The organism is Mesorhizobium sp. RCAM 06353 (assembly GCF_059683585.1).
On sequence record NZ_CM185031.1, the window covers coordinates 3420375 to 3441790 of the forward strand.

At 63.4% G+C, this 21416-nt stretch carries 27 protein-coding genes and 2 pseudogenes; 14 read left to right on the plus strand and 15 right to left on the minus strand.

Translation table 11 applies throughout. The annotated features are described in order from the left end of the window. Positions 1–30: 30 nt before the first annotated feature. On the minus strand, positions 31–597 hold the full coding sequence (locus AC56QX_RS16475; protein WP_497117784.1) for a DUF535 family protein: 567 nt from the start codon (positions 595–597) through the stop codon (positions 31–33). A gap of 77 nt (positions 598–674) precedes the next feature. Beyond that, a pseudogene (locus tag AC56QX_RS16480) lies at positions 675–1031 on the minus strand (DUF535 family protein); the annotation flags it as partial. Between AC56QX_RS16480 and AC56QX_RS16485 the strand changes: the two are divergent. Then, positions 918–1220: a hypothetical protein gene (locus tag AC56QX_RS16485; RefSeq protein WP_497118087.1), complete on the plus strand. Its 303-nt coding sequence runs from the start codon at positions 918–920 to the stop codon at positions 1218–1220. The pseudogene AC56QX_RS16480 and the gene AC56QX_RS16485 overlap by 114 nt on opposite strands. Positions 1221–1230: 10 nt before the next feature. Here AC56QX_RS16485 and AC56QX_RS16490 read toward each other — a convergent pair whose 3' ends face one another. Together AC56QX_RS16490 and AC56QX_RS16495 are read right to left on the minus strand one after the other, a co-directional pair. Continuing rightward, positions 1231–1515 (minus strand): hypothetical protein, encoded by a 285-nt coding sequence (locus tag AC56QX_RS16490; RefSeq protein ID WP_497117368.1) that lies wholly within the window; start codon positions 1513–1515, stop codon positions 1231–1233. A 129-nt stretch (positions 1516–1644) separates the two neighbouring features. Continuing rightward, on the minus strand, positions 1645–2385 hold the full coding sequence (locus AC56QX_RS16495; RefSeq protein WP_497117370.1) for a sulfotransferase family protein: 741 nt from the start codon (positions 2383–2385) through the stop codon (positions 1645–1647). A 209-nt stretch (positions 2386–2594) separates the two neighbouring features. On the opposite strand from AC56QX_RS16495, the gene AC56QX_RS16500 reads away from it, so the two are divergent. Both AC56QX_RS16500 and AC56QX_RS16505 read left to right on the plus strand, forming a co-directional pair. Beyond that, positions 2595–2846 carry an exopolysaccharide production repressor protein gene (locus AC56QX_RS16500; protein WP_497117372.1) on the plus strand — a complete coding sequence of 84 codons (252 nt, stop codon included), beginning with the start codon at positions 2595–2597 and terminating at the stop codon, positions 2844–2846. Positions 2847–3526: 680 nt separating this feature from the next. Continuing rightward, the gene (locus AC56QX_RS16505) at positions 3527–3853 is read left to right on the plus strand and encodes a DUF1236 domain-containing protein (protein WP_497117373.1); all 327 of its coding nucleotides are present in this window, start codon (positions 3527–3529) and stop codon (positions 3851–3853) included. A gap of 74 nt (positions 3854–3927) precedes the next feature. On the opposite strand, the gene yghU is transcribed toward AC56QX_RS16505, so the two are convergent. Beyond that, entirely contained in the window at positions 3928–4794 is an 867-nt protein-coding gene (gene yghU, locus AC56QX_RS16510; RefSeq protein WP_497117375.1) for a glutathione-dependent disulfide-bond oxidoreductase, read from the minus strand. A 352-nt stretch (positions 4795–5146) separates the two neighbouring features. On the opposite strand from yghU, the pseudogene AC56QX_RS16515 reads away from it, so the two are divergent. Both AC56QX_RS16515 and AC56QX_RS16520 read left to right on the plus strand, forming a co-directional pair. Beyond that, a pseudogene (locus tag AC56QX_RS16515) lies at positions 5147–6053 on the plus strand (S1C family serine protease). Between the two features lie 16 nt (positions 6054–6069). Beyond that, on the plus strand, positions 6070–7026 hold the full coding sequence (locus AC56QX_RS16520) for a LysR family transcriptional regulator (protein ID WP_497117377.1): 957 nt from the start codon (positions 6070–6072) through the stop codon (positions 7024–7026). 25 nt (positions 7027–7051) lie between these two features. Here AC56QX_RS16520 and AC56QX_RS16525 read toward each other — a convergent pair whose 3' ends face one another. After that, the gene (locus AC56QX_RS16525) at positions 7052–7780 is read right to left on the minus strand and encodes an SDR family oxidoreductase (RefSeq protein WP_497117378.1); all 729 of its coding nucleotides are present in this window, start codon (positions 7778–7780) and stop codon (positions 7052–7054) included. Between the two features lie 124 nt (positions 7781–7904). After that, entirely contained in the window at positions 7905–8360 is a 456-nt protein-coding gene (locus tag AC56QX_RS16530; protein ID WP_475459600.1) for a MarR family winged helix-turn-helix transcriptional regulator, read from the minus strand. A 65-nt stretch (positions 8361–8425) separates the two neighbouring features. Here AC56QX_RS16530 and AC56QX_RS16535 point away from each other — a divergent pair, with 65 nt between their 5' ends. Then, the gene (locus AC56QX_RS16535) at positions 8426–8899 is read left to right on the plus strand and encodes a cupin domain-containing protein (protein ID WP_497117380.1); all 474 of its coding nucleotides are present in this window, start codon (positions 8426–8428) and stop codon (positions 8897–8899) included. A gap of 28 nt (positions 8900–8927) precedes the next feature. Here AC56QX_RS16535 and AC56QX_RS16540 read toward each other — a convergent pair whose 3' ends face one another. Further along, positions 8928–9539 (minus strand): hypothetical protein, encoded by a 612-nt coding sequence (locus AC56QX_RS16540; protein WP_497117382.1) that lies wholly within the window; start codon positions 9537–9539, stop codon positions 8928–8930. Positions 9540–9791: 252 nt separating this feature from the next. Here AC56QX_RS16540 and AC56QX_RS16545 point away from each other — a divergent pair, with 252 nt between their 5' ends. After that, entirely contained in the window at positions 9792–10391 is a 600-nt protein-coding gene (locus AC56QX_RS16545) for a YdeI/OmpD-associated family protein (RefSeq protein ID WP_497117384.1), read from the plus strand. Here the strand turns inward: AC56QX_RS16545 and AC56QX_RS16550 are convergent. Further along, a complete protein-coding gene (locus AC56QX_RS16550) occupies positions 10370–11347 on the minus strand; it encodes a LysR family transcriptional regulator (protein ID WP_497117386.1) in 978 nt (325 codons plus the stop codon). The genes AC56QX_RS16545 and AC56QX_RS16550 overlap by 22 nt on opposite strands. A 127-nt stretch (positions 11348–11474) precedes the next feature. Between AC56QX_RS16550 and AC56QX_RS16555 the strand changes: the two genes are divergently transcribed. The 4 genes from AC56QX_RS16555 (at position 11475) to AC56QX_RS16570 (ending at position 14358) form a co-directional block, all read left to right on the plus strand. Then, complete coding sequence (locus tag AC56QX_RS16555) at positions 11475–11954, plus strand: carboxymuconolactone decarboxylase family protein (protein WP_497117388.1); 480 nt, start codon at positions 11475–11477, stop codon at positions 11952–11954. A 64-nt stretch (positions 11955–12018) separates the two neighbouring features. Next, the gene (locus tag AC56QX_RS16560; protein WP_497117389.1) at positions 12019–12771 is read left to right on the plus strand and encodes an SDR family oxidoreductase; all 753 of its coding nucleotides are present in this window, start codon (positions 12019–12021) and stop codon (positions 12769–12771) included. Positions 12772–12831: 60 nt separating this feature from the next. Next, complete coding sequence (locus AC56QX_RS16565) at positions 12832–13260, plus strand: cupin domain-containing protein (RefSeq protein ID WP_497117391.1); 429 nt, start codon at positions 12832–12834, stop codon at positions 13258–13260. Between the two features lie 66 nt (positions 13261–13326). Further along, positions 13327–14358: a mechanosensitive ion channel family protein gene (locus AC56QX_RS16570; protein WP_497117393.1), complete on the plus strand. Its 1032-nt coding sequence runs from the start codon at positions 13327–13329 to the stop codon at positions 14356–14358. Here the strand turns inward: AC56QX_RS16570 and AC56QX_RS16575 are convergent. Together AC56QX_RS16575 and AC56QX_RS16580 are read right to left on the minus strand one after the other, a co-directional pair. After that, entirely contained in the window at positions 14341–14829 is a 489-nt protein-coding gene (locus tag AC56QX_RS16575) for an RrF2 family transcriptional regulator (RefSeq protein WP_497117395.1), read from the minus strand. The genes AC56QX_RS16570 and AC56QX_RS16575 overlap by 18 nt on opposite strands. A 100-nt stretch (positions 14830–14929) precedes the next feature. Continuing rightward, a complete protein-coding gene (locus tag AC56QX_RS16580; protein ID WP_497117396.1) occupies positions 14930–15559 on the minus strand; it encodes a glutathione S-transferase family protein in 630 nt (209 codons plus the stop codon). A 434-nt stretch (positions 15560–15993) separates the two neighbouring features. Between AC56QX_RS16580 and AC56QX_RS16585 the strand changes: the two genes are divergently transcribed. Next, on the plus strand, positions 15994–16692 hold the full coding sequence (locus AC56QX_RS16585) for an SDR family NAD(P)-dependent oxidoreductase (RefSeq protein WP_497117398.1): 699 nt from the start codon (positions 15994–15996) through the stop codon (positions 16690–16692). Between the two features lie 178 nt (positions 16693–16870). Here the strand turns inward: AC56QX_RS16585 and AC56QX_RS16590 are convergent, their stop codons facing one another. Beyond that, the gene (locus AC56QX_RS16590) at positions 16871–17191 is read right to left on the minus strand and encodes a hypothetical protein (protein WP_497117399.1); all 321 of its coding nucleotides are present in this window, start codon (positions 17189–17191) and stop codon (positions 16871–16873) included. A gap of 32 nt (positions 17192–17223) precedes the next feature. Continuing rightward, positions 17224–17535 carry a hypothetical protein gene (locus tag AC56QX_RS16595; protein WP_497117401.1) on the minus strand — a complete coding sequence of 104 codons (312 nt, stop codon included), beginning with the start codon at positions 17533–17535 and terminating at the stop codon, positions 17224–17226. 390 nt (positions 17536–17925) lie between these two features. Between AC56QX_RS16595 and AC56QX_RS16600 the strand changes: the two genes are divergently transcribed. After that, complete coding sequence (locus AC56QX_RS16600; RefSeq protein ID WP_497117402.1) at positions 17926–19548, plus strand: ABC-F family ATP-binding cassette domain-containing protein; 1623 nt, start codon at positions 17926–17928, stop codon at positions 19546–19548. 45 nt (positions 19549–19593) lie between these two features. Here the strand turns inward: AC56QX_RS16600 and AC56QX_RS16605 are convergent, their stop codons facing one another. Both AC56QX_RS16605 and AC56QX_RS16610 read right to left on the minus strand, forming a co-directional pair. Then, positions 19594–20031: a VOC family protein gene (locus tag AC56QX_RS16605; RefSeq protein ID WP_497117404.1), complete on the minus strand. Its 438-nt coding sequence runs from the start codon at positions 20029–20031 to the stop codon at positions 19594–19596. Positions 20032–20213: 182 nt separating this feature from the next. After that, positions 20214–20654 (minus strand): hypothetical protein, encoded by a 441-nt coding sequence (locus AC56QX_RS16610; protein WP_497117405.1) that lies wholly within the window; start codon positions 20652–20654, stop codon positions 20214–20216. A 277-nt stretch (positions 20655–20931) separates the two neighbouring features. Between AC56QX_RS16610 and AC56QX_RS16615 the strand changes: the two genes are divergently transcribed. Continuing rightward, on the plus strand, positions 20932–21294 hold the full coding sequence (locus tag AC56QX_RS16615; RefSeq protein WP_497117785.1) for a hypothetical protein: 363 nt from the start codon (positions 20932–20934) through the stop codon (positions 21292–21294). Positions 21295–21416 lie beyond the last annotated feature (122 nt).

Genomic DNA, 21416 nt, shown 5'->3' on the forward strand with positions numbered 1-21416 from the left:
CCGGCAATGTCCATGGGACGTTCTGCTATTTTAGCCAAATGAGATATAATGTCTGTCCCCCGTCGAGGGGCGAATTCGGGCGCTGGGAAGGGTAAAATGACGGCCCGCCGTCATCCGGCAATGATGTGCTGCCCTCCACATTTCGTCGGGCGATGACCCTTCTGTAGGTAGGTCAAGTGGAACCTCGTTCAGCCTGGGCGGTGCGGCAAACAGGCGCTTGCCGAACTCCAGGAATTCGAACTTGTAGACATCGCGGCGGCTGAGCGGCGCTGCCATGTCGCGGCTCCGTACCGGCATGGCGAAGCCGAATTCGCCGCCTTCGCAACCGCCGCGATCGATCCAGTACCGGTCCATGTCGGCGCGCTTGCGGGCGCGTTTTTCGGGTGAGCGGAAGTTGATGGTGTGCCTGGCATCGCAGACGCCGAGGACTTGATCGGAGCCGCCGCCGATGGCGATGCCTTCCATGACCAGCAGTGCCGCATCCTTGGGCCTGAGCCCGCCCAGGTCGCGCGTGGCGTCGATGACGGCACGCTTGGCCTCCGGCTTCTTGCTGCCCTGAAGCCCGCCAATGGCGACGGTGTAGCGGCTGGCGCCCAGGGGCTGGCGCCCAAGGGATAGAGGATGAAGCTCAACCTGACCAGGTCGAGCCGGTCACTCTGTCGCGTCAGCCTTATCGAGAAGGCGCCTTCGTGGCTGGTGCCGGAATGAACGGACAGACGCATGGTCAGCGCATAGGCATCGCGTCGCCCGGTGACCTGGCCGATGTCGATCGCCCGCCCGCGCCAGGCCGCCTCAAGCATTTCCCGTGGCAGGCCCGCCGCTGCCAGATTGAAGTGGTCGACCAGAAGGTCGAAGCCGCGATGGCCGGGCAGCCCTAGGGCGAAGAATTTGTAGGGCTTCTTGCGCATGAGATCGTCATGCGGGCGGCCCAGCCCGTGCCGCCGCCGGAAACCCGCGAGAAAGCGGAACCATTTGAAAGAGCTCACCGGCTTGCAGGCGAAGCGGGTGAGGAAAATCCTGGATTGCCGCACCCCCAGCCGTCCGCAAAGGCCAAGGATCTGACTGAAGACGCCAGCGGTTTCCCGCAACCCGGCGTGCTCGCTCGTTTCGAAAATCAAGATGCATCCCACACGGCTGTTGTGGGAGCGGGGTTAGCCCGGAGGGATTACGCCGACATTGCGGGGGAGAAAGCGGTGGTAGCGCAGGAAAGGGGCCGGTAATTTCCAGCCCTCACGTCTCGTCGAACCGACCCTCGCGCGTCGGGTGCCGCTTGATCGCGGCTTCTTCCTCATCGTCGGGCAAGGCGTCGTCGCTGTCCTGGAGTGCGTTGTCGTCGTCTTCCTCGGGCAGGTCGCCGTCCTTTTCGACGCCGTAGCGCATGTCGCCGTTTTCCGGCACGGAGTCGGGCAGGATTTGGCCGCCCTTGACCGCGTCCCGGTCCAGCTGCTCGATGGCCGGCCCCTCGACTTCAGGGCTGTCGTCATCGTCGGTGCGTGGTTTGCTGCGCGGTGCCATGCTGGCCTCCAATCCATGAAAGACTGAAGGCGAAACTCGGGGTGCAGCTGTTGGTTCCCAGTATTGGCGGCAAAGGGTCTCGGCGGCAAAGGGGTCGGGCGCAATTCGCGCTTCGGGTTCCAGGCGCAGCTACCCCAGCCACCACCACAGCGCGGCAAGCACCGCCACCACAGCGGCGACCGCCAGCCCAAGCATGATGTACGACCCCTTGATGATGTCGCGGATGATCTTCTTGATCGTCTCGCGGTCGTTGAGGTTGGGGAAGGGATCGTTGGGCAGCGCCACGCCGAGGAATTCGCAGAGCGGCGCCCAGCCTTCGGTCACCTTGTAGACCAGCAGCTTGTGCGGCGGCACCGCCGCCTTCACCTCATCGATATAGGCGTTGTATCTCGCGACGGCCCTGTCGCGGTCCCCCATCACGCCGTCCAGCGTGCGGCCCCATATCAACTTGCGCGACATGTCGCCGAATTTCCGCCCGAACGGCGTCAGCCATTCCAGGATCTTGAACTGCCAGACATTCTCGGTGAAGTAGATCGTATCGATCGTGCTTTCGTACCAGGCCTCGGCGCCGCGCGGGTGCAAGGTCAAAAGCACCTTGGCATCGGGATAGGTGGCCAGCAATTCCTTCCACACGCAGCAGCCGGGATTGTCGACGGTCGCCGTATAGTTGGCGAAGACACGGTCCCAGTCGTGCTGGCTGCCGGGCGGACTGTTGGCCACCTTGCGCCAGAAATCGAGATGGCCCTTGTTGGCCTTGTTCATGATCACTTCCTGCATGTGATAGCAAGGCAGGCCGAGCCTGTTCAGCGCGGCAAAAGTCGACCACGTGCCGGCGCGGCCGAAACCGGCCCCGATCAATTTGAGCGTCATTCCCCCATCCCCGCGGACTTGTTTTCTCCGTTATGTCAGCCCGTGAGCATCAAATTGCGCCGGACCAAGCCAACGCGCAACAGCCGTTGCGGAACCGACCGATCACATACTTGCGAAGTTGCTAAAATAATGGAACCTTGTGTGCGGGCAATGGGAGTTCGGGAAGGGAGTCGTTCGAACCGGGGCGGTTTCGGCGGCTTTGAGCATCGATGTATTTTGGACCGTTTCTCGTAGGGATGTCGGCAACGACCGTTATCGTCGCAGTCTGGACCTATATCGCCACCGGTTCTTTCTGGGAGGCGCTTGCCTGGACGATAGCGGTGCTGGTTGTCCTGCAGGTTGGCTATTTCGTGCTCGTCGTGCGGCTGATCTTCAACCGCGCGAACCGCGCGCACGAGGCGACAAGCCAGGATGAGGTCGACGCTGTTCCGCCGCTGCATCGCGACGGCGGCTGGCTGTGAGGCCGGGCGCCCGGTATCGACCAGCAGTGGCGGCTGCGGCTACCAGCCCATCCATTCGCGGGTGCGCCAGGCAAGGCCGGCAAACGGCGCCATCAGCGCGATGACGACAAACATCAGCGTGAAGGGATGCCTGGTCACGGAGGGTCGGGGAGCCATGTCGCGATCGTCCTTGAGAGGTTTATCGGTGAAATGCGCGGGACAACGTCATCGCGGCGACATGGTTGCATCGAACGAAGGCCACGCCACTCGGTGGCTGGAACCGGATGCCGGCACCGGCGTTTTCCATATGTGACCCGGTGAGGCTGCCACCTCCGCCGGCACAGTGTAAGGCTCGCCCTGCTCCCGGCAGGGCGGGCCTTTTTTCACGCCTTGGACGACGGCATCTGGAACGACACCGTGCGCTCTACGTTGGCTATCGCTAAGGCAATCAGCGGATCGCGTTCCCTTCGCAAGAAGCACCTCAGATGCGCCTTCGAGGAAAGTCTATCTTGCGCGATACCCTTGGTATTTCCCGAATTTTTGAAGAAAAATATGGGTTTGTGCGCTCGTACGCGAAAACAATCAAAATCGGCATTTGCCGGATTGTCGTATATTTATTCCATGAATTGGAATGGAACCTTGCGATGATGGCCGAGTTTTCCTGCAGGGCGGAACCCAGATAGCTAACAAGGAGATTTGTTATGAGATATTATCTTTCGAGTGCGGCGGCCGCGATCGTTCTGATGGGTGGCATTGGTGCGGCCCTGGCTGAAGACGTCGTCGTTGTCCAGCCGGCGCAGCGGGTCGTGATTCAACCGGAGCAGGAGACGGTCGTTCGTCAATACGTCAAGAAACAGCCGCTGGCGTCGGTCAATCTGCTGGGCCTCGAGCTCAAGCTCGGCTCGCCGGTGCCGGACACGGTCGAACTGCGTGAGGTGCCTGACGTCAAATACCGCGTCGCCGTCATCAACGACCAGACTGTGCTCGTCGACCCCGAGACCCGTCAGATCGTCGAGGTTCTGAACTAACGGTTGCAACAACTGGCATTTAAAAACCCGCCACCAATCTCGTGGCGGGTTTTTCTTGTCGGCCTTGTGGCGGTCTATTCAGCCGCCAGCTTGTCTTGCGTATTGGTGTCGAAATCGCTGGCGTCGTGGCGCTCGTGCAGCTGCAGGGCCGGTTCGCCGAAGGCGCGGTTGACCATGCGGCCGCGCTTGACCGCCGGGCGCGCGTCGATCGCTTTGGCCCAGCGCTGCACGTGGCTGTATTCCTGCACCGACAGGAAGTCGGCGGAATCGTTGTACATGCGGCCGAGCGCCAGCCCGCCATACCAGGGCCACACTGCCATGTCGGCGATCGAGTAATCCTTGCCGCCGAGATATTCAGTTTCCGCCAGCCGGCGGTCGAGCACGTCCATCTGGCGCTTGGTTTCCATGGCGAAGCGGTCGATGGCGTATTCGAATTTCTGCGGCGCATAGGCGTAGAAATGGCCGAAGCCGCCGCCAAGATACGGCGCCGAGCCCATCTGCCAGAACAGCCAGGACAGCACTTCCGCGCGCGCCGGCTGTTCGGTGGGCAGGAATTCGCCGAATTTCTCGGCGAGATAGACCAGGATCGAGCCGGACTCGAAGATGCGCACAGGCGTGGCGCCGCTGCGGTCCATCAGAGCCGGGATCTTGGAGTTGGGGTTGACCTCGACGAAGCCGCTGCCGAACTGGTCGCCATCGTTGATCTTGATCAGCCAGGCGTCGTATTCGGCGCCCTTGTGGCCGCGCGCCAGAAGTTCTTCCAGCATGACCGTGACCTTGACGCCGTTCGGCGTCGCCAGCGAATAAAGCTGAAGCGGGTGCTTGCCGACGGGCAATTCCTTGTCATGGGTCGGCCCGGCGATCGGCCGGTTGATGCTGGCAAAGGCGCCGCCATTTGCCTTGTTCCAGGTCCATACTTTCGGCGGGGTGTAGTCTGTCATGTCGGGCCTCGTGGGGAAGATAGCGTGGGACGGGATGGGCAGATCCATCCATAGCTAGGGCTGCGGAGGCGGAAGTTCAACTTGCGTTGAACTATTGTCAATGTTGGCGCGGTTTTCCCTTCTCCCCTTGTGGGAGAAGGTGGATCGGCGCACCGCGCCGAGACGGTTGAGGGGTGGGTGACGGAGTGCCGTCCTTGCCAAGCTGGAGCACCCCTCATCCGACCTCGCTTCGCGAGGCCACCTTCTCCCACAGGGGGAGAAGGAAGAACCGCGCTCCGCACCCTTGCGCGCTCCTCTCAACGGCATACCTATAGAAGAAGCCGTCAGGGCATATGCATCGCAGGACAAAATCATGACCATCAATCCCAATCCGCGCTCCGTCGTTGCCGTGCGCGCGACCGTCCCAGAGGATGCTTTTACGGCCGGCGCGCTGGGCACGCTCCGGGAGGGCAGCGGCGTTGTCATCCGTGACGACGGGCTGGTGCTGACCATCGGCTATCTCATCACCGAGGCAGAAGAGGTCTGGCTGACCGCGCATGACGGCCGCGTCATCCCCGCGCACGCGCTGGCCTATGACCAGGAATCGGGCTTCGGCCTGGTCCAGGCGCTGGCGCCGACCGGGCTGCCGGCCGTGGCGCTCGGCGATGCCGGCAAGGCTCGTATCGGCGACGCGGTGGTGCTTGCCGACGGCATCGGCCGGGCTGTCGAGGCCAAGATCGTCACCAAGCAGGAATTCGCCGGCTATTGGGAGTATCTGCTCGACGAGGCGATCTTCATCGCGCCCGCGCATCCGTCCTGGGGCGGCGCGCCGCTGTTTGGCGCCGATGGCGCGCTGCTCGGCATCGGCTCGCTGCGCCTGCAGATGAGCCGCGCCGGCGAGGTCGCCGATATCAACATGGTGGTGCCGATCGATCTGTTGCCGCCGATCCTCGACGATCTCCTGACGCGTGGCCAGGTGGCCGAGGCCGCCGCGTCCGTGGCTCGGCGCCCTGTCGGCCGAAAGCGACGGCAAGGTGGTGGTGATGAGCGTGACCGAAGGCGGCCCGGCCGCCAAGGCCGGCCTGCGCCAGGGCGATGTCATCTCCGAGGTCCGCGACGGCGCGGTCGACGGGCTCGCCGATTTCTATCGCAAGCTGTGGGACAGCGGCTCGGCCGGCGCCGAGATCCCGATGCGGGTGGTGCGCGATGGCCGCGAGACCTGGCTGCGGGTGAAATCCGCCGACCGGGGCAGCTTTTTGAAGAAGCCGCAGCTGCAGTAGCCGCGTTGCGTCGGCAATGCATCCAAGACTGCTCAGAACCTTCCTTGCGGTGGCGCGTAGCCGCAACATCACCCGCGCCGCCGAGGCGGTGAACCTCGCCCAGTCGAGTGTCAGCGACCAGATCCAGGCGCTGGAGGCTGAGCTTGGTGCCGCCTTGTTCACGCGCTCGAAATCCGGCCTGGAGCTGACGCCGGCAGGGTTGGCGCTGAAGCCGATCGCCGAAGAGCTGTTGCGGCTCGATGGCGAGGGACGTGCGGCCGTGCTGGCGGCGGCGGGACAGACAAGCGGACCGCTGACCATCGGTGCGCTGGAAACGATCGCCTCGGCTAGGCTGGCGCCATGGCTGCCGGTGTTCCAGGCCAGCCATCCCGACATCACCGTGCGGATGAAGGTGACCGACAGCGGCACGCTGCGGCGCCTGCTCAGGGATGGCGACATCGATGTCGCCTTCTGCTTCGAGCGTCGCGATGCTGAGACGGTCGCGACCGATGAACGCCTGGCCAGGCGCACGATAGGGACCGAACCGCTGGTTCTGGTTGCCGCTCCCGGGCAAGCCACCGCGCCGCGCGACCTGGCAGACCTTGCCGCGCTGCGCTTCGTGGTGACGGAGCCCGGATGCATCTACCGGCACATGTTCGACAGCGCTTTTGCCGAGGCGGACATGGCTCCGCCCAAACCTGCCGCCGAAGTCGGCAGCATCGGCGCCATTGCCCGGCTGGTGGCGACGGGCGCTGGCCTCGGCCTCGTTCCACGCCTTGCCGTCAACGACGCGCTGGCGCGTGGCGATCTTGTCGAACTGCCGTGGCCCGGCCTGGCACAGGCGGCACCGCTGACGATGATCTGGCGACGCCGGCGCGTCCAGCCGCCGGCGCTGCGGCAGTTGCTCGCCGCCGCGCGCGATATACTGACACCGGAACCCTCTCAAACCAGTTCAGAGCCCGAATCGACAAGCCGTCCCAAGGTCTTGCTTTGAAAGCAGTTCCCGATGCCGATCCGGTTCAGACAAGCCGGTGTCCACCTTCCACATGCAGCGTCGTTCCGGTGGTAAAACCATTGCCGATCAGGAAGAAAATGGCGTCGGCGATGTCGTCGGGTTGGCCGATCCTGCCGACCGGCAGCCGCTCGGCCATCGCGGCCAGCATCTCGGCCTTGCGGTCGCCGGCGACCTGCGCCCAGATCGTGGTGTCGACCCAGCCCGGCGAGACGGCGTTGACGCGGATCGGCGCGAGTTCGACGGCAAGTGCCCGCACCAGCCCTTCAAGTGCTGCATTGACGGCGGCGACGACCGAGCCGCGCGCCGCCGGCCGGTAGGCGGCGATGCCGGAGACAAAGATCATCGAGCCGTTCACCGCCAACCGTGGGGCACCGTGCTTGGCAAGCAGCAGCGGGCCGAAGAGCTTGCTGTCGACCGCGCGTTGCGCCGCCTCGAGGTCAAGCTCCGGCAACAGCCTGTAGGCGCCTTCGATGTCGGCCGCCGTGCTGACGATGTGGTCGAGCCCGCCAATGCGCGCGAACAGGTCCGCGACCTGGTCTTCCCGCGCGATGTCGACCACGGCCACCTCCAGGCCGGGGGGATTGCCGAGTTCCTCGCGCGCCTGCTGCAGCCGGTCCTCACCGCGCCCGGCAATGACGATTTCGGCGCCGGCCTCGACGCAGCGCCTGGCCAACGCCAGGCCCATGCCGGAGCCGCCGCCGACGATCAGGATTTTCTGGTTTGAAATGCTCATGTCGCTCTGCCTTTGCTGGATTGGGACAAGGGCAGGGGATTGGCAGGTCGGTGTGCCGAGGGAAAACGGAAGAAACCGATGGTGTTATCGGAGAGGCCGATGGTGCCCGCAGAGCACGTCCCGCTCAGCGCACCAGCGGGCTGTCCCAGACGACGAACAGCAGCGCCTTCAGCTGGTCGAAGCGCTCCGGCCCGAGCTCGCTCCGCCACTCCTCCTCGATGTCGCGCAATATGTCGACCATCTTCCAGAAAGCGGCGTGGCCGCGTTCGGTGGAGTGCACCACGCGCGCGCTGCCTTCGCCGTCGGAGCGGACGAGATAGCCGTAGCCTTCGAGGCTGCTGAGCAACTGGTTGATGGCCTGTTTGCTCATGCCGGCACGCTCGGCAATGGTGCCAGGGCGCGCGCCGTCCGGGCCGGGAAACTGCAGCACGGCCATGTGCGGCAGGCGCAATTCGTCGAAACCGGCGGCGTTGAGTTCCTTGATCAGCCGGCGCTGGATCGCCTGTGCCGGCACGCGCAGCAGGGCGCCGATCAAAAGGTTCTCGGTCTTGGTCTGGAGAACTTCGGTGGAGGTGGCCATTGACGATCCGGTAAATTGAGTTTACTGATATCTAGTAAATGTAATTTACCGGAGGGGTTTGCGCAATGTCCGTGATGAATCTTCAGGTCAATCCAGCCAACGAGACCATCGGCACCAAGGGGCTGTCGGTCCGCTTCCTGGTATCGGGTGAAAATTCGAATGGCAGTGTCGCCGCTTTCGAGCTGATGGTGCCAGGCGCACAGCGCCTGCCTGCGCCGGCGCACAGCCACGACCACTACGAGGAAACGATCTACGGCATTGACGGGGTTCTGACCTGGACCGTGAACGGCAAGCCGATCGAGGTCGGACCGGGAGAGGCGCTGTGCATTCCACGCGGCGCCGTTCACCGCTTCGACAACAATGGCACCCGAGACGCGAAGGCGCTGTGCGTCATCACGCCGGCGGCGATCGGCCCGGACTATTTCCGCGAAGCCTTCGGCTTGCTCAACGCCGCTGCCGGTGGCCCGCCGGACAAGGCCAAGATGATGGAGATCATGCGCCGCCACGGGCTGACACCGGCAGCACCGCCGCCGGTGTGATGCCGGCCGAAGGGGCAGGGCGCGCCGCTTATTCCTGGCAAGCGGAGAAGGCGTTGCCTGAATTCCAGTCCTTGAAGGCAACGATCTGGCCTTCAGCCGAAACGGTCTTGTGCTTGGTGCTGCCGTCCGGCTGTTGCTTCGAGCTGGTGCCCTTGCCGGTCAGCACATTGTAGTCACAGGCACTGGCGGCATTCTCCTGTAGGTAATCATCGGAATCGTAGGCGAAGCCGGCAACGATGAAGGCGCCGTTGCGGTAGGCGATGGTCAGCGTCTGGTTGGTGCGCTCGCTGCCGATCTCCGGCGCCGGCAGATAGAATTTGATCGAGCCGTTGGGCAGCATCGTCAGCTCCGGCTCGGTGTCGGAGTTCTCATAGCCCGGCCGGTCGTAACCGTTCCACTCGCCACCGATCTGTTCGCGTACGATTTCGACGGGCTTGAGGTAATTGTGCTCGATATCCCTGAGGAAGAAGTGGATGTCCATCGGGCTGCCCGGCTTGGTCTCGACCACCATGGCAAGGTCCGGCGCACCGTCGCCATTGAAGTCGCCGGTCAGCGCGGTGATGATCTTGCGGGTTTCGATAGGCTCGGCGAGGGCCACGGTCGGCAGCAACAAGGCAAGGGCGAAGAGCAGAGATTTCATTGTGACGTATCCCCCGCGTGGCGTCTGTGGTCCTATAGCACGGTGAGGGAAGTGTCGCGCTCGTCCATCTGGTCGGTTGCGCTCCCGCCGCAACGCGGCGATGGATGGTGCGTTCCGTTGCTTCGCGGCAGCGTGTCCCGCTGCTGACGAAAACCGACAGTGGACCATGCCATAATGCCGGGAATCGCACGATGACGGAGGCATGATGACGGTGGCGACAGCGACAACAATTCTGACCCGGCAGGCCCGCTGATGGCGCCGGTCAAGGTCGATCCCGACAAGGTCCGGGAGTTCCCCGATGCGGCGAGTTTCTATGCCTGGCTCGGTCAGCACCACGCTACGGAAAGCGAGGTGTGGATCAAGGTGCACAAGGTCGGATCGGGGCTGAAGTCGATCACGCCGAAAGAGGCCATCGACGTCGTGCTGTGCTTCGGCTGGATCGACGCGGTGCGCAAGGGGCTGGACGACAAGAGTTTTCTCCAGCGCTACACGCCGCGCGGCAAGAAGAGCATCTGGAGCAAGATAAACATCGACAATGTCGCGCGGCTGGTCGATGAGGGCCGCATGACCGGGCATGGGTTGAGCCAGGTCGAGGCGGCCAAGGCCGACGGACGCTGGGCGCGCGCCTATGGCAGCGGCAAGGAGATGAAAATCCCTGACGATCTGCAGGCGGCGATCGATGCCGAACCAGCGGCGAAGGCGATGCTGGAGAAACTCAGCGCACAGAACCGCTTCTCGCTCGCCTTCCGCACCCACAACATGAAGACCGAGGCCGGCCGCCGGAAGAAGATCGAGACCTTCGTGGCGATGCTGAAGCGCGGCGAGACGATCTATCCGCAGGGCAAGAAGTAGGGCGCGTCCGGCGCCGGAGCGCGGGGCGACGTTATAGGGATGGTCGGCGAGGGCGCCGCCGACGACATCAGGATGTCGTCGCGCACGGCCTGGACAAGAAAGTCGAGGACCGTCGTCACACGCAGCGGTATATTCCGGCGGGATGGATAGACGACGTTGATCGGCAGGCGTGTCGGCGGAAAGTCCGGCATCAGCCTGACCAGTCTGCCTGCTTCGATGTCCGGCCCGGCCAGGATATGCGAGAGCACCGCAAGCCCGCTTCCAGCCAGTGTTGCCCGATGGACGGCCATTGAATTGTTGGCGACAAGGCGAGGTTCGATGCGCAGAACAACTTCATCCGCTCCGCTGGAGAAGGACCATGACCGGCCGTCGCCGCCACGGCTGTAACAGATGCAGGAATGATCCCTTGTGTCTTGCGGAGTTCGCGGTGCGTCGCGTCCCTTGAGATAGGCTGGCGAGGCGACGAGAAAGGCTGTTGTCCAGCCGATCCGGCGGCACATCAGGCTGCTGTCACCGACCGGCCCGAGCCGTACCTCGAGATCGATTGCGTTCGCGACCAGGTCGGACGGCTCGTCGCGGAGGAGCAATTCGACTTGAAGTGCCGGATGGCGCTCCAGCAGCGTTGCCAGGCGATCGCTGATGAAGAAGCCGAGCGGCGTCGGCAGGCTGAGCCTCACCTTTCCGGATACGGCCGCCGCTTCGGCGCCGTTGGCCTGGCCGAGTGCTTCGACCGCTTCGATCACGCGCAGCGCCATCGGCAGCATCTGTTCACCCTCCGCCGTCAAGGCGAGCGCGCTCGTCGTGCGGTGCAGAAGGCGGGTCTTCAGATGCGCCTCCAGAGCCGAGACCTGTCGGGATACGGCCGGCTGCGTCAGATTGAGGTCGAGGGCAGCCGCCGAGAAGGATTTTGTCTGCGTCACGCGCAGGAACGTTCGCAACGCCGATACGACGTCCATCCTCGCCCTCATACTTTTCGACATAAGCCTTATGTCGGCATCCTAGGCGAGTGGCGCTTTACTGTCCAGCTATTATGGATATTAATTGTCCTTAAGGACATACGGTATCCACAAATAGGGGCAAGCCATGACACAGCGCCTCAATGCCGCGCAGCAATCGCCTGAATTGTTCAAGAAGCTCATCGATCTCAGCATGGCCGAGACACACGGCGCCATCGAAGAGAAGATCCGCGACCTGGTCCATATCAGGGCATCCCAGATCAATGGCTGCGCCTTCTGCCTCGACATGCATGTCAAGGAAGCCAAGATCCACGGCGAGAGCGAGCTGCGGCTCCATCATGTCGCCGTCTGGCGGGAATCGACCCTTTTCATTCCCCGTGAACGCGCCGCCCTTGCCTGGACCGAGGCCATCACCAAACTCCCCGAAGGTGGCATCCCGGACGAGCTCTACGAGCGTGTGCGCGGGCAGCTTTCGGAGAAGGAAATCTCCGACCTCACCTTCTCGGTCATGTCCATCAATGCCTGGAACCGCGTCAACGTCGCCTTCAAGACCGTGCCGGGCTCCGCGGACAAGGCCTACGGTCTCGACAAGGCCGGCCTGAACTAACCCTTCCCTGATCAAACCCATCAATCGATGCGGCGCAACAGTGCGTCCGCAAACGGAGACTATTATGAAAATCGTCATCATCGGCGGCACCGGTCTCATCGGTTCCAAGACCACAGAACGCCTGCGCAAGCAGGGCCACGAGGTGATTGCCGCCGCGCCGAATACCGGCGTCAACACCATCACCGGCGAAGGCCTGCGGGAAGCGCTCGAAGGCGCGGAGGTCGTGATCGACCTCGCCAACTCACCCTCCTTCGAGGACAAGGCGGCGATGGACTTCTTCGAGACGTCGGGCCGCAACCTGCTCGCGGCAGACAAGGTCGCCGGCGTCAGGCACCATATCGCGCTCTCGGTTGTCGGCACCGAGCGCCTGCAGGATTGCGGCTATTTCCGTGCCAAACTCGTCCAGGAGAACCTGATCAAGGCTTCCGGCATTCCCTACACCATCGTTCATTCCACGCAGTTCATGGAATTCCTGGCCGGCATCGCCAAGTCGGGCACTGTCGGCGAGGCCGTGCATCTGTCGCCGGCCTATGTGCAGCCCATCGCATCCGACGACGTCGCCGACGTCATGGCCGGTGTCGCGCTCGCGGCACCGATCAACGGCATGATCGAGATTTCGGGTCCGGAGCGCGTACGCATGAGCGAGCTCGTCGCCCGCTACCTCAAGGCTGTCGGCGATCCTCGCGAGGTGGTGGCCGATCCGGAGGCGCTCTACTTCGGCGCGCGGCTGAACGACACTTCGCTCGTCTCCGACAACAATCCCCGCCTTGGCCGCATCACCTTCGAGCAGTGGTTTCCCACCTCGGCGCGGAAGTGACCGCCAGATGTGCCTTGGCTCAGGCGCGGCACATCGCTCAACACAAAAAGGAGTTTTCAGATGATCAAGTCAATCGCCGCCGCTCTCGTCATGACGGCAGCACTGGCCGGCCCGGCCGGAGCCGCTGAGGCCCATCACGCGGGCGAGAAGGCCGCCAAGGTCACCCTCGTCTATGAGCATGAACTGCCGAATGTTCCGGGCAAAAGCATCAAGGGTATTCTGGTCGAATATGGCCCCGGCGGCACCTCGCCGGCGCATACGCATCCAAGCTCCGCCTTCATCTACGCGACGGTTCTGGAAGGCTCCATCCGCAACCAGGTCAATGACGGCCCGGTCAAGGTTTACAGGGCCGGCGAGAGCTTTTCGGAGATGCCGGGCGATCGCCACAGCGTGAGCGAGAACGGCAGCAAGACGAAGCCCGCGAAGTTGCTGGCGGTGTTCGTGGTCGATACCGCCCAGAAAGAACTGACCTATCCGGTCAAGAAGTAGGCGCAAAGGCCGGACGCCTTCCTGGCGTCCGGCCGTGCCTGCAAGCTCAAATCCACCAGTGAGTCCATGTTCGGCGATCATCTGGCTCTGATCCTGATCAACCTTCTCGGGGCTGCCGGCATTGTCGTCTGGTGTTTCCAGGGGCGTGGGCGTCCGATGGCGCGCCTGATCGTCCAGATCCTGTTCTTCGCCGGCATGACCGCGGTGCTCGGCCTCAGCGGTATCCTGCCGCATTGGGTGGGTGAGACAGATTTCACAGATGTTCAAGGCGCGGTCGCGTATCTGGCGAAGTCCGCGCGCATCCTCTGGTGGGTACACCTTGCCTGGACGCTTGTCGGTTTCGTGCGCCTCTACATTGTCCTGGAACACCGGCCGCGAGAGGCGCGCATGCTCCAGGACCTGGTCGTCGCTGCCATCTATCTCGGCGTGGCGCTGTCGATAACAGGCTTCGTTTTCGGTGCTCCTATCGGAACGCTGGCGGCAACGTCGGGCGTGGTCGCGATCATTGTCGGACTGGCGCTGCAGAACACGCTTGGTGACGTCTTCTCCGGCATCGCGCTGACGCTGGGGCGACCCTACACGCTCAGTGACTGGATCATGCTCGGCGACGGCACGGAGGGACGGGTCGTCGAGACGACCTGGCGCTCCACGCATCTGCTGACCGGCGCAAACAACATCGTCGTCCTGCCCAACAGCGTGCTGGCGAAGCTCAGCCTGACCAATCTCAGCCGTCCCGACGCGACGCAGCAGATGACCCTGACGGTGCGGATCGCGGCCACGCAGGCGCCGCACGTCATCGAAGCGGCCATGCGTACCGTTCTCGCGAGCTGCCAACGGATCATCCAGCAGCCGGCACCGCTTGTCGCGCTCAAGGAGATCGACGCGGTGGCAGTCGGGATGGATCTGCTCTTTTACGTGGCCGGTCCGGGCGACCGGATGACGGCGAGGAATGAGGTGATCGACCTTGTCCATCGCCATTGCGAGGTGAGCGGCCTTTCCCTTGCCCTGCCGCCCCAGAGTTATGCCGGCGCACTGTCCGCGATGAGAGACCTGCCGCCCGCGCCGGTCATGCGTTCGCGTTCATCCGGCGCGCTCTAGCACCCATTCGAAGCTGTTCTTCCAGAGTTCGGCGGGGATATCCTGCGCCAATGCCTCGGTGAGGTCGGAAAGCCTGACGGCGCGCAATTTTTCACGCCAGGCCTCATCGGCTTCCCACATGATGCGCGCCACCGGGCAAGGGCCGCTTTCGCAATAGCCCTGCGGACGACACGGATTGTTCTCGCGGATGTTGTTGCACACAAACGTCCGCGCCTTGCCCTCAACCGCCTCCACGATGTCGAGAAAGGTCAGCTCGACCGGTGGCCGCGCCAACCGGTATCCACCCGACGGACCCAGCGTCGTAGCGACCAGGCCCGCCTGCGACAGGCTTTGCAGCGCCTTGGAAAGATATTCCTTGGGAAGGCCGTGGAATTCGGCGAGCGCTTTTGTCGAGAGATAGCGCCCCTCGGGCAGGCCGGCGAGAATGGCGCAGCAGTGCAGCGCCCATTCGACTTGGCTTTTCAGGATCATCCACGGATTCCGGCCGACCGAACTCTATTAAGGATATGAAATATCCCTATTCTGCCGGAGTGTAAACAGACAGGTTCTGGCGGGTGGGATGGGCCAGCCCTCAAGCGCCCGAGTGCGGATCGATGCTGTAGGGATGGACCGGATAACCCTCGCCGATGGCGTCGCGCACGCGGCCGGTCCACGCGAGGAATGTCGGATAGTCCGCCAGAGCGAATCCGCAATCCTCGGCGCGGTGGCTGTAGGCATAGATGGCGATGTCGGCGATGGTGAGATCGTTTCCGGTGAGGAACGGCGTCTCGCCAAGGCTGCGGTTCAGGGCGGCGATCGTGCGGGCGCCGGCCTCGCGCTTGCCGGCAACCATCGCCTGGTTGCGCTCGAGCCGCCCGGTCAAGGTCCAGAAGCGCAGCGAGCCGATGACGGGCTCGACATTGTACTGTTCGAAGAACAGCCATTGCATGATCTTGGCGCGCCGGTAGCGGTCCGCCGGCAGGAGCGGCGTGCCTTCGGCGAGGTAGGTGAGGATCGCATTGGATTCGGCGATGGCACTGCCGTCCTCGAGCTGGAGCACGGGGACGGCGCCTGCCGGGTTGAGTTTTTGGAACGCATCGGTATGGCTCTCGCCTTCGAAAATCGAGACGATGCGGGTCTCGTAAGGGATCTTCAGCAGGCCGAGCAGGACCCGGACTTTCCAGCCATTTTGCGATGGCAGATAATCGTGAAGCGTGAGCATGGCCGGTCCTCGTGATGGCTGGACGATCGCATGGTGCGACGTCTGCCGACACCCGATTCCTGCGTACGTATTTCATATCTCAGCGGCCACTTTGGGCGGGACAAATTGCGGAAACCTCGGCGCTTGAACACCCCCCTCTGTCCTGCCGGACATCTCCCCCGCAAGGGGGGAGATTGGCAGAGTTGATGTTCCGCCAACCTTCCAACGTTGGAGATTGGGCGAAAGCCGAGGCGACATCCGATCTCCCCCCTTGCGGGGGAGATGTCCGGCAGGACAGAGGGGGTGTGACGGAACGCGACGTCAGACCCGCTCGATTCAACTCATGCATCAAAACTCATGCATCAAGTTGAATAATGATTGCGACCTCCGCTGCCTAATAAATCAATTCCGCCCGTGCCATCTTTCCCTGAGACGACATCCAGAGGCATCCCTCCATGACCACACATCCCGACAAAGTCGCCCTCGTCACCGGTGCCAATCGCGGCATCGGGCTGGAGACCGGCCGCCAGTTGGCGAAACTCGGCTTCACCGTGCTGCTCGGCGTGCGCGACCTCGCCAAGGGCGCGGCGGCGGCGAAAGGGCTCGATGGCCATGTCGAGGCCATCGCGCTCGATGTCGCAGCGCCTGACGCCGCTGCGCAAGCCGCCGCTGAGGTCGAGCGCCGGTTCGGCCGGCTCGACGTGCTGATCAACAATGCCGCCATCCACTACGACAGCGGCTCGCGCGCCTTACAGCCCGACTGGACCGTGATCCGCGAGGCGTTCGAGACCAATGTCTTCGGCGCCTGGCGCGCGGCGGCCGCCTTCGCGCCGCTGCTCAAGGCCAGCGGTCATGGCCGGCTGGTCAATGTCTCGTCGGAAGGCGGTTCGCTGGCTTCGATGGGGGCGGGGGCGCCGGCCTATTCGACCTCGAAGGCGACGCTCAATGCGCTGACCTGCGTGCTGGCGGCGGAACTGCACAGCTCCGGCGTGCTGGTCAATGCCATCTGCCCCGGCTGGGTAGCCACCGACATGGGCGGGCCGGGCGGACGCCCGGTGGCGCAAGGGGCGGCCGGGATCGTCTGGGCCGCGACCTTGCCGGATGACGGCCCGACCGGCGGCTTTTTCCGCGACGGCAAAAGACTGCCGTGGTGAAAACCCAGCGTCGCATGAAACAGCTCACCATCTGAATCGCCGAATTGCTGCAAGTGTCTGTTTTTACACTTGTCCGGCGGACTGCCTTGCCTCGATCGCACACAAGAAAAAGCCGCCCTCGCTTTCTAGCGAATGGCGGCCTTTTCCCGGGAGGAAGTCAGAAAGAGGTCAGAACAGCTTAAGCCGCCTTGGCGTGCTTGTGGCCGTACTTCTTGTGGATACGCTTGTGGTGGTGCTTCCGGGCGACGTGCTTGTGGCCGTGCCTCTTGCCGGCGTGCCGGTGGCCATGCTTGCGCCCATGCCTGTGGTGCTTCTTGTAGTGGTGCTTGTGCGCGGCCGCCTTGACCGGCGTCTTCGCCGCGTCCACGGCAGCGGGAGCCGCCGGAGCGGTCGTCGTCGTGGTGGTGGTCGTGGCCGCCGCATTGGCGGTGCCGACAACCGGCATAGCCAGGCCGAGAGCGATGGCCAGGCCGAGGGCGGAGAGGAGGGGCTTGTTCATGAGAGGCTGCCTTCAGAGGTTGATGGTTGCTGTCACTGGTCGAGGTCGACCGGCGTCACGCCAAGAAGTTTCAGGGCGTTGGCGTAGGTCCGGATGCCTTGCGCCTGCTTGCGCTCGGAACAGAACCGGTTCGCCTTGTCCTGGAGTGCCGTTGCCTGCGCGATCTGGCTCGCACCGGCACCGGGTTCGGCTTTGGTCCGGATGGCTCCGTCGAGTTGAAGACCGAGCCGGCTGCAATATTCGCTCCGGGTAACCGCCGCCGCCGCACCCGACTGCGCGACCGCAAGCATGGCAAGCGCAATGCCGGCGAGGGCAGCCATCCATCCGGTCGAACGTCGTTGCATTGTCGGGACCATCCCTTTGCGTTGATGTGGCGACCGCTGTCCGGTCGCTGCGAGGATGGTTATGACTGACGATCTTTTCCTCAGTTTTTCCCGGATGTTGAATCTTGTTTCTGAAGTGTGTCTGGCTGGGTTTTTCCTTCTCCCCTTGTGGGAGAAGGTGGATCGGCGCGCTAGCGCCGAGACGGTTGAGGGGTGGGTGACAGAGTGCCGTCGGCGCCAAGCTGGAGCACCCCTCATCCGACCTCGCTTCGCGAGGCCACCTTCTCCCGCGAGGGGAGAAGGGAAGGCAGCGCTCCGCCCGCTGCGGCGCTTGCGCCTCTTCCTTTGGCGCCGTCCTTCGCGTAAGGCGCCGGGCAAATCCTTTCAGCGCAGGCACAGTCCGGAAACCGCATGATCAGACTTGAAAGCATCAGCAAGCAGAACGGCCGTCAGCTTGTCTTCATCGAGGCGTCGGCTTCCCTGCAGAAGGGCGAGAAGGTCGGCCTTGTCGGGCCGAACGGCGCCGGCAAGACGACTTTGTTTCGCATGATCACCAGCCAGGAGCAGCCCGACGAGGGCCAGGTGCAGGTCGATCGCGGCGTCACCATCGGCTATTTCAGCCAGGATGTCGGCGACATGGCGGGCCACAGTGCTGTCGCCGAGGTGATGAACGGCGCCGGGCCAGTGAGCGACGTGGCGGCGGAGATGGCGGAACTCGAGGCGGCGATGGCCGATCCCGACCAGGTCGACCGCATGGACGAGATCATCGAGAAATATGGCGAGGCGCAGCATCGCTTCGAGGAACTCGACGGCTACGCGCTCGATGGCCGGGCGCGTGAGGTGCTCGATGGCCTCGGCTTTTCGCAGGAGATGATGGACGGCGATGTCGGCAAGCTGTCGGGCGGGTGGAAGATGCGCGTGGCACTGGCCCGCATCCTTCTGATGCGGCCCGACGTCATGCTGCTCGACGAACCGTCCAACCATCTCGATCTGGAAAGCCTGATCTGGCTGGAGCAGTTTTTGAAGGGCTATGACGGCGCGCTGCTGATGACCTCGCACGACCGCGAGTTCATGAACCGCATCGTCAACAAGATCGTCGAGATCGATGCCGGTTCACTCACCGCTTATTCCGGCAACTACGAATTCTACCAGCAGCAGCGGGCGATCGCCGATAAGCAGCAGCAGGCGCAGTTCGAGCGCCAGCAGGCGATGCTGGCCAAGGAGATCGCCTTCATCGAGCGCTTCAAGGCGCGCGCTTCGCATGCAGCCCAGGTGCAGAGCCGGGTGAAGAAGCTCGACAAGATCGACCGCGTCGAGCCGCCCAAACGCCGCCAGATCGTGAATTTCGAGTTCCAGCCGGCGCCGCGCTGCGGCGAGGATGTCGTCACCTTGAAGAACGTCCACAAGGCCTATGGCAGCCGCATCATCTATGAGGGGCTCGACTTCCAGGTCCGCCGCCGCGAGCGCTGGTGCATCATGGGCGTCAACGGCGCCGGCAAATCGACGCTGCTCAAGCTGGTGGCCGGCGCTTCCGACCCCGATACCGGCACGGTGGCGCGGGGGCCGAGCGTGAAAATGGGCTATTTCGCCCAGCACGCCATGGAACTGCTCGAAGGCGAGCGCACCGTGTTCCAGACGCTGGAAGACAATTTCCCGCAGGCCGGCCAGGCGCCGCTTCGCGCACTCGCCGGCTGCTTCGGTTTTTCCGGCGACGAGATCGAGAAGAAATGCCGCGTCCTGTCAGGCGGCGAGAAGGCGCGGCTGGTGATGGCGCTGATGCTGTTCGATCCGCCCAATTTGCTGGTGCTGGACGAGCCCACCAACCACCTCGACATCGCCACCAAGCAGATGCTGATCGAGGCGCTGTCGCAATATGAAGGCACCATGCTGTTCGTCTCGCACGACCGGCACTTTTTGGCAGCACTTTCGAACCGCGTGCTGGAACTGACGCCGGAAGGCATCCACACCTATGGCGGCGGCTATACGGAATATGTCGAGCGCACCGGGCAGGAAGCGCCGGGGCTGAGGAGCTGATCCAACGACGGAGACGCGTTTCCTGACATCGTCTTCGTGTCGCGCTCAGCCGAGTTCCTGGGCAAGTCCGATGAGAAGGCCGCCAGGCCCGCGGATATAGCAGAGCCGATACACGTCCTTGTACTGGACGACTTCGCCTTCGAGCCGCGCGCCGCGATTGCGGAGCCTTTCCAGCGTGTCGTCGACGTCGTCGACAGTGAACATGACACGCAGGTAGCCCAGAGCGTTGACCGGGGCGTTGCGGTGATCCGCGACGACAGGCGGCGTGAGGAAGCGGGATAGTTCGAGCCGGCTGTGGCCGTCCGGCGTGCGCATCATGGCAATCTCGACGCGCTGATCGCCCAGTCCGGTGACACGTCCGGCCCATTCTTCTTCGATCGTCGCCCGCCCTTCGAGCTCAAGGCCGAGCTCGCGAAAGAAATCAATCGTCTCTTCGAGGTCATCGACGACGATTCCGATGTTGTCCATCCGTTTGAGCGTCATGTGTCCAACCTACAAAGTGTCGTTTGGGCCGTAAACGCATAAACCTGCTTGCCAGCGCCGACAATTTCCTCGCCGCCATCAAGTTCTTACTGGATCAAAAGCCTATGGGTGGAAAAAAGGCGGTCGTCGAGCTGACGCCGCCCTCTTTGCTGTCCAGCGTGCCCCCGAAAGGGACGAGGCCATTACTTCAGCGAGATGGCAAAGCCGCTGAGATCGGCATTGACCTGCAGGCCAACCTGCTTGCCGGTGAGTTCGAGCTGGGCACCCTTGTCGTTTGTCATGACGATTACCTGGGCGCCCTTGCCGATCGTGCCGCCGCCACCCGCCGCGCCATAGACACCCGTCACGTCGCGGGCGCGCCTGATATGGCGCACCGTGCCGTGGAAATAGGTCTTGGAAACGCCGAAGGCGAGGCCGCCCGAAACGGCGCCGATGGAGATTGGATACGACTTACCGTGGAAGGTGAACGTGCCTTCGCCGCCGGAGCCGCCGACGAAGAAGGCCGCCTTGTAGACGGCAAAGCGGATGGTACCGCTGTCGGCGTGTGCTGCGCTGGCAAAGCCAATGCCCGCGGTGGCGATGGCGGCAACCGCGATCTTACGAAATCCGGACGAAATGTTCATGATGGAGAGCTCCTCAAGGTCGCCGCTTTGCCGGCTGGGATGTCAGCGTCGTGTCAAAGTTTCAACTGAACAGTCTCGCCCGTCATTTGGTTCCAATCACGCCGCTTGAATCGGGCTGTGGGAAGATCGCCATGAAGCGGAGCCGATGGCAAGCGCAAGGGCTTGATATCGCGTATACGTGATTGGTATGGCGGGCTCTGCCGGATTCATGGCACGCCCATTTCGCTGCGGTCGTGCGGAATTTAAGATGATGCGACTGACGGGAAGGGGCTTGGGGATGAGAATTGCGACGCGAATTGCAATGTCCGCATTGGCTGCGACGGTGGCGGGATGCGCGACCTCTCCGGTCGACTATGGGACGTCGCTTTCGCCGCAGGACCCGAAATGGGCGTCGCCGGAATGCCAGCAGGCGCGGGCGGCTGCTTCAGACTACGCGGTTCGCGAGAAACAGCATCCGGGCTGGGAATTCGCGGCACTTGGCCCGTATGGGCTGGGCATCATAGCGGCCACCAAGGAGGCCGAGCAGAAGCATCGGAAGTTTTACGCCCGCAACGTGCACCTGCAATGCTCGAGCCTGCCTTTGCCGAAGGAATTGCAGGGCGATCTGAGCCCGGCGGTCGCAAAGGCGCAATATCCGTAGCCAGTGGCTGGCAGTCGATCTGTGCCTTGTCTTCCAGCCGCAGGATCGCCGCGATGTAGCTCAGGTCGCGGAGATTTCCGCCTACGATGCGGGCACTCATACAAATGCCAAGCGCTGTGAAA

Bases quoted from the DNA above. Each gene is read 5' to 3' on its own strand.
- AC56QX_RS16595 (WP_497117401.1), bottom strand. From the start codon at position 17,535: ATGCAACGACGTTCGACCGGATGGATGGCTGCCCTCGCCGGCATTGCG.
- AC56QX_RS16610 (WP_497117405.1), bottom strand. From the start codon at position 20,654: ATGAACATTTCGTCCGGATTTCGTAAGATCGCGGTTGCCGCCATCGCC.
- AC56QX_RS16535 (WP_497117380.1), top strand. From the start codon at position 8,426: ATGTCCGTGATGAATCTTCAGGTCAATCCAGCCAACGAGACCATCGGC.
- AC56QX_RS16600 (WP_497117402.1), top strand. From the start codon at position 17,926: ATGATCAGACTTGAAAGCATCAGCAAGCAGAACGGCCGTCAGCTTGTC.
- AC56QX_RS16570 (WP_497117393.1), top strand. From the start codon at position 13,327: ATGTTCGGCGATCATCTGGCTCTGATCCTGATCAACCTTCTCGGGGCT.
- AC56QX_RS16560 (WP_497117389.1), top strand. From the start codon at position 12,019: ATGAAAATCGTCATCATCGGCGGCACCGGTCTCATCGGTTCCAAGACC.
- AC56QX_RS16490 (WP_497117368.1), bottom strand. From the start codon at position 1,515: ATGGCACCGCGCAGCAAACCACGCACCGACGATGACGACAGCCCTGAA.
- AC56QX_RS16575 (WP_497117395.1), bottom strand. From the start codon at position 14,829: ATGATCCTGAAAAGCCAAGTCGAATGGGCGCTGCACTGCTGCGCCATT.
- AC56QX_RS16585 (WP_497117398.1), top strand. From the start codon at position 15,994: ATGACCACACATCCCGACAAAGTCGCCCTCGTCACCGGTGCCAATCGC.
- AC56QX_RS16565 (WP_497117391.1), top strand. From the start codon at position 12,832: ATGATCAAGTCAATCGCCGCCGCTCTCGTCATGACGGCAGCACTGGCC.
- AC56QX_RS16545 (WP_497117384.1), top strand. From the start codon at position 9,792: ATGGCGCCGGTCAAGGTCGATCCCGACAAGGTCCGGGAGTTCCCCGAT.
- AC56QX_RS16530 (WP_475459600.1), bottom strand. From the start codon at position 8,360: ATGGCCACCTCCACCGAAGTTCTCCAGACCAAGACCGAGAACCTTTTG.
- AC56QX_RS16540 (WP_497117382.1), bottom strand. From the start codon at position 9,539: ATGAAATCTCTGCTCTTCGCCCTTGCCTTGTTGCTGCCGACCGTGGCC.
- yghU (WP_497117375.1), bottom strand. From the start codon at position 4,794: ATGACAGACTACACCCCGCCGAAAGTATGGACCTGGAACAAGGCAAAT.
- AC56QX_RS16525 (WP_497117378.1), bottom strand. From the start codon at position 7,780: ATGAGCATTTCAAACCAGAAAATCCTGATCGTCGGCGGCGGCTCCGGC.
- AC56QX_RS16500 (WP_497117372.1), top strand. From the start codon at position 2,595: ATGTATTTTGGACCGTTTCTCGTAGGGATGTCGGCAACGACCGTTATC.
- AC56QX_RS16485 (WP_497118087.1), top strand. From the start codon at position 918: ATGCGGGCGGCCCAGCCCGTGCCGCCGCCGGAAACCCGCGAGAAAGCG.
- AC56QX_RS16550 (WP_497117386.1), bottom strand. From the start codon at position 11,347: ATGGACGTCGTATCGGCGTTGCGAACGTTCCTGCGCGTGACGCAGACA.
- AC56QX_RS16605 (WP_497117404.1), bottom strand. From the start codon at position 20,031: ATGACGCTCAAACGGATGGACAACATCGGAATCGTCGTCGATGACCTC.
- AC56QX_RS16555 (WP_497117388.1), top strand. From the start codon at position 11,475: ATGACACAGCGCCTCAATGCCGCGCAGCAATCGCCTGAATTGTTCAAG.
- AC56QX_RS16505 (WP_497117373.1), top strand. From the start codon at position 3,527: ATGAGATATTATCTTTCGAGTGCGGCGGCCGCGATCGTTCTGATGGGT.
- AC56QX_RS16580 (WP_497117396.1), bottom strand. From the start codon at position 15,559: ATGCTCACGCTTCACGATTATCTGCCATCGCAAAATGGCTGGAAAGTC.
- AC56QX_RS16615 (WP_497117785.1), top strand. From the start codon at position 20,932: ATGAGAATTGCGACGCGAATTGCAATGTCCGCATTGGCTGCGACGGTG.
- AC56QX_RS16520 (WP_497117377.1), top strand. From the start codon at position 6,070: ATGCATCCAAGACTGCTCAGAACCTTCCTTGCGGTGGCGCGTAGCCGC.
- AC56QX_RS16495 (WP_497117370.1), bottom strand. From the start codon at position 2,385: ATGACGCTCAAATTGATCGGGGCCGGTTTCGGCCGCGCCGGCACGTGG.
- AC56QX_RS16590 (WP_497117399.1), bottom strand. From the start codon at position 17,191: ATGAACAAGCCCCTCCTCTCCGCCCTCGGCCTGGCCATCGCTCTCGGC.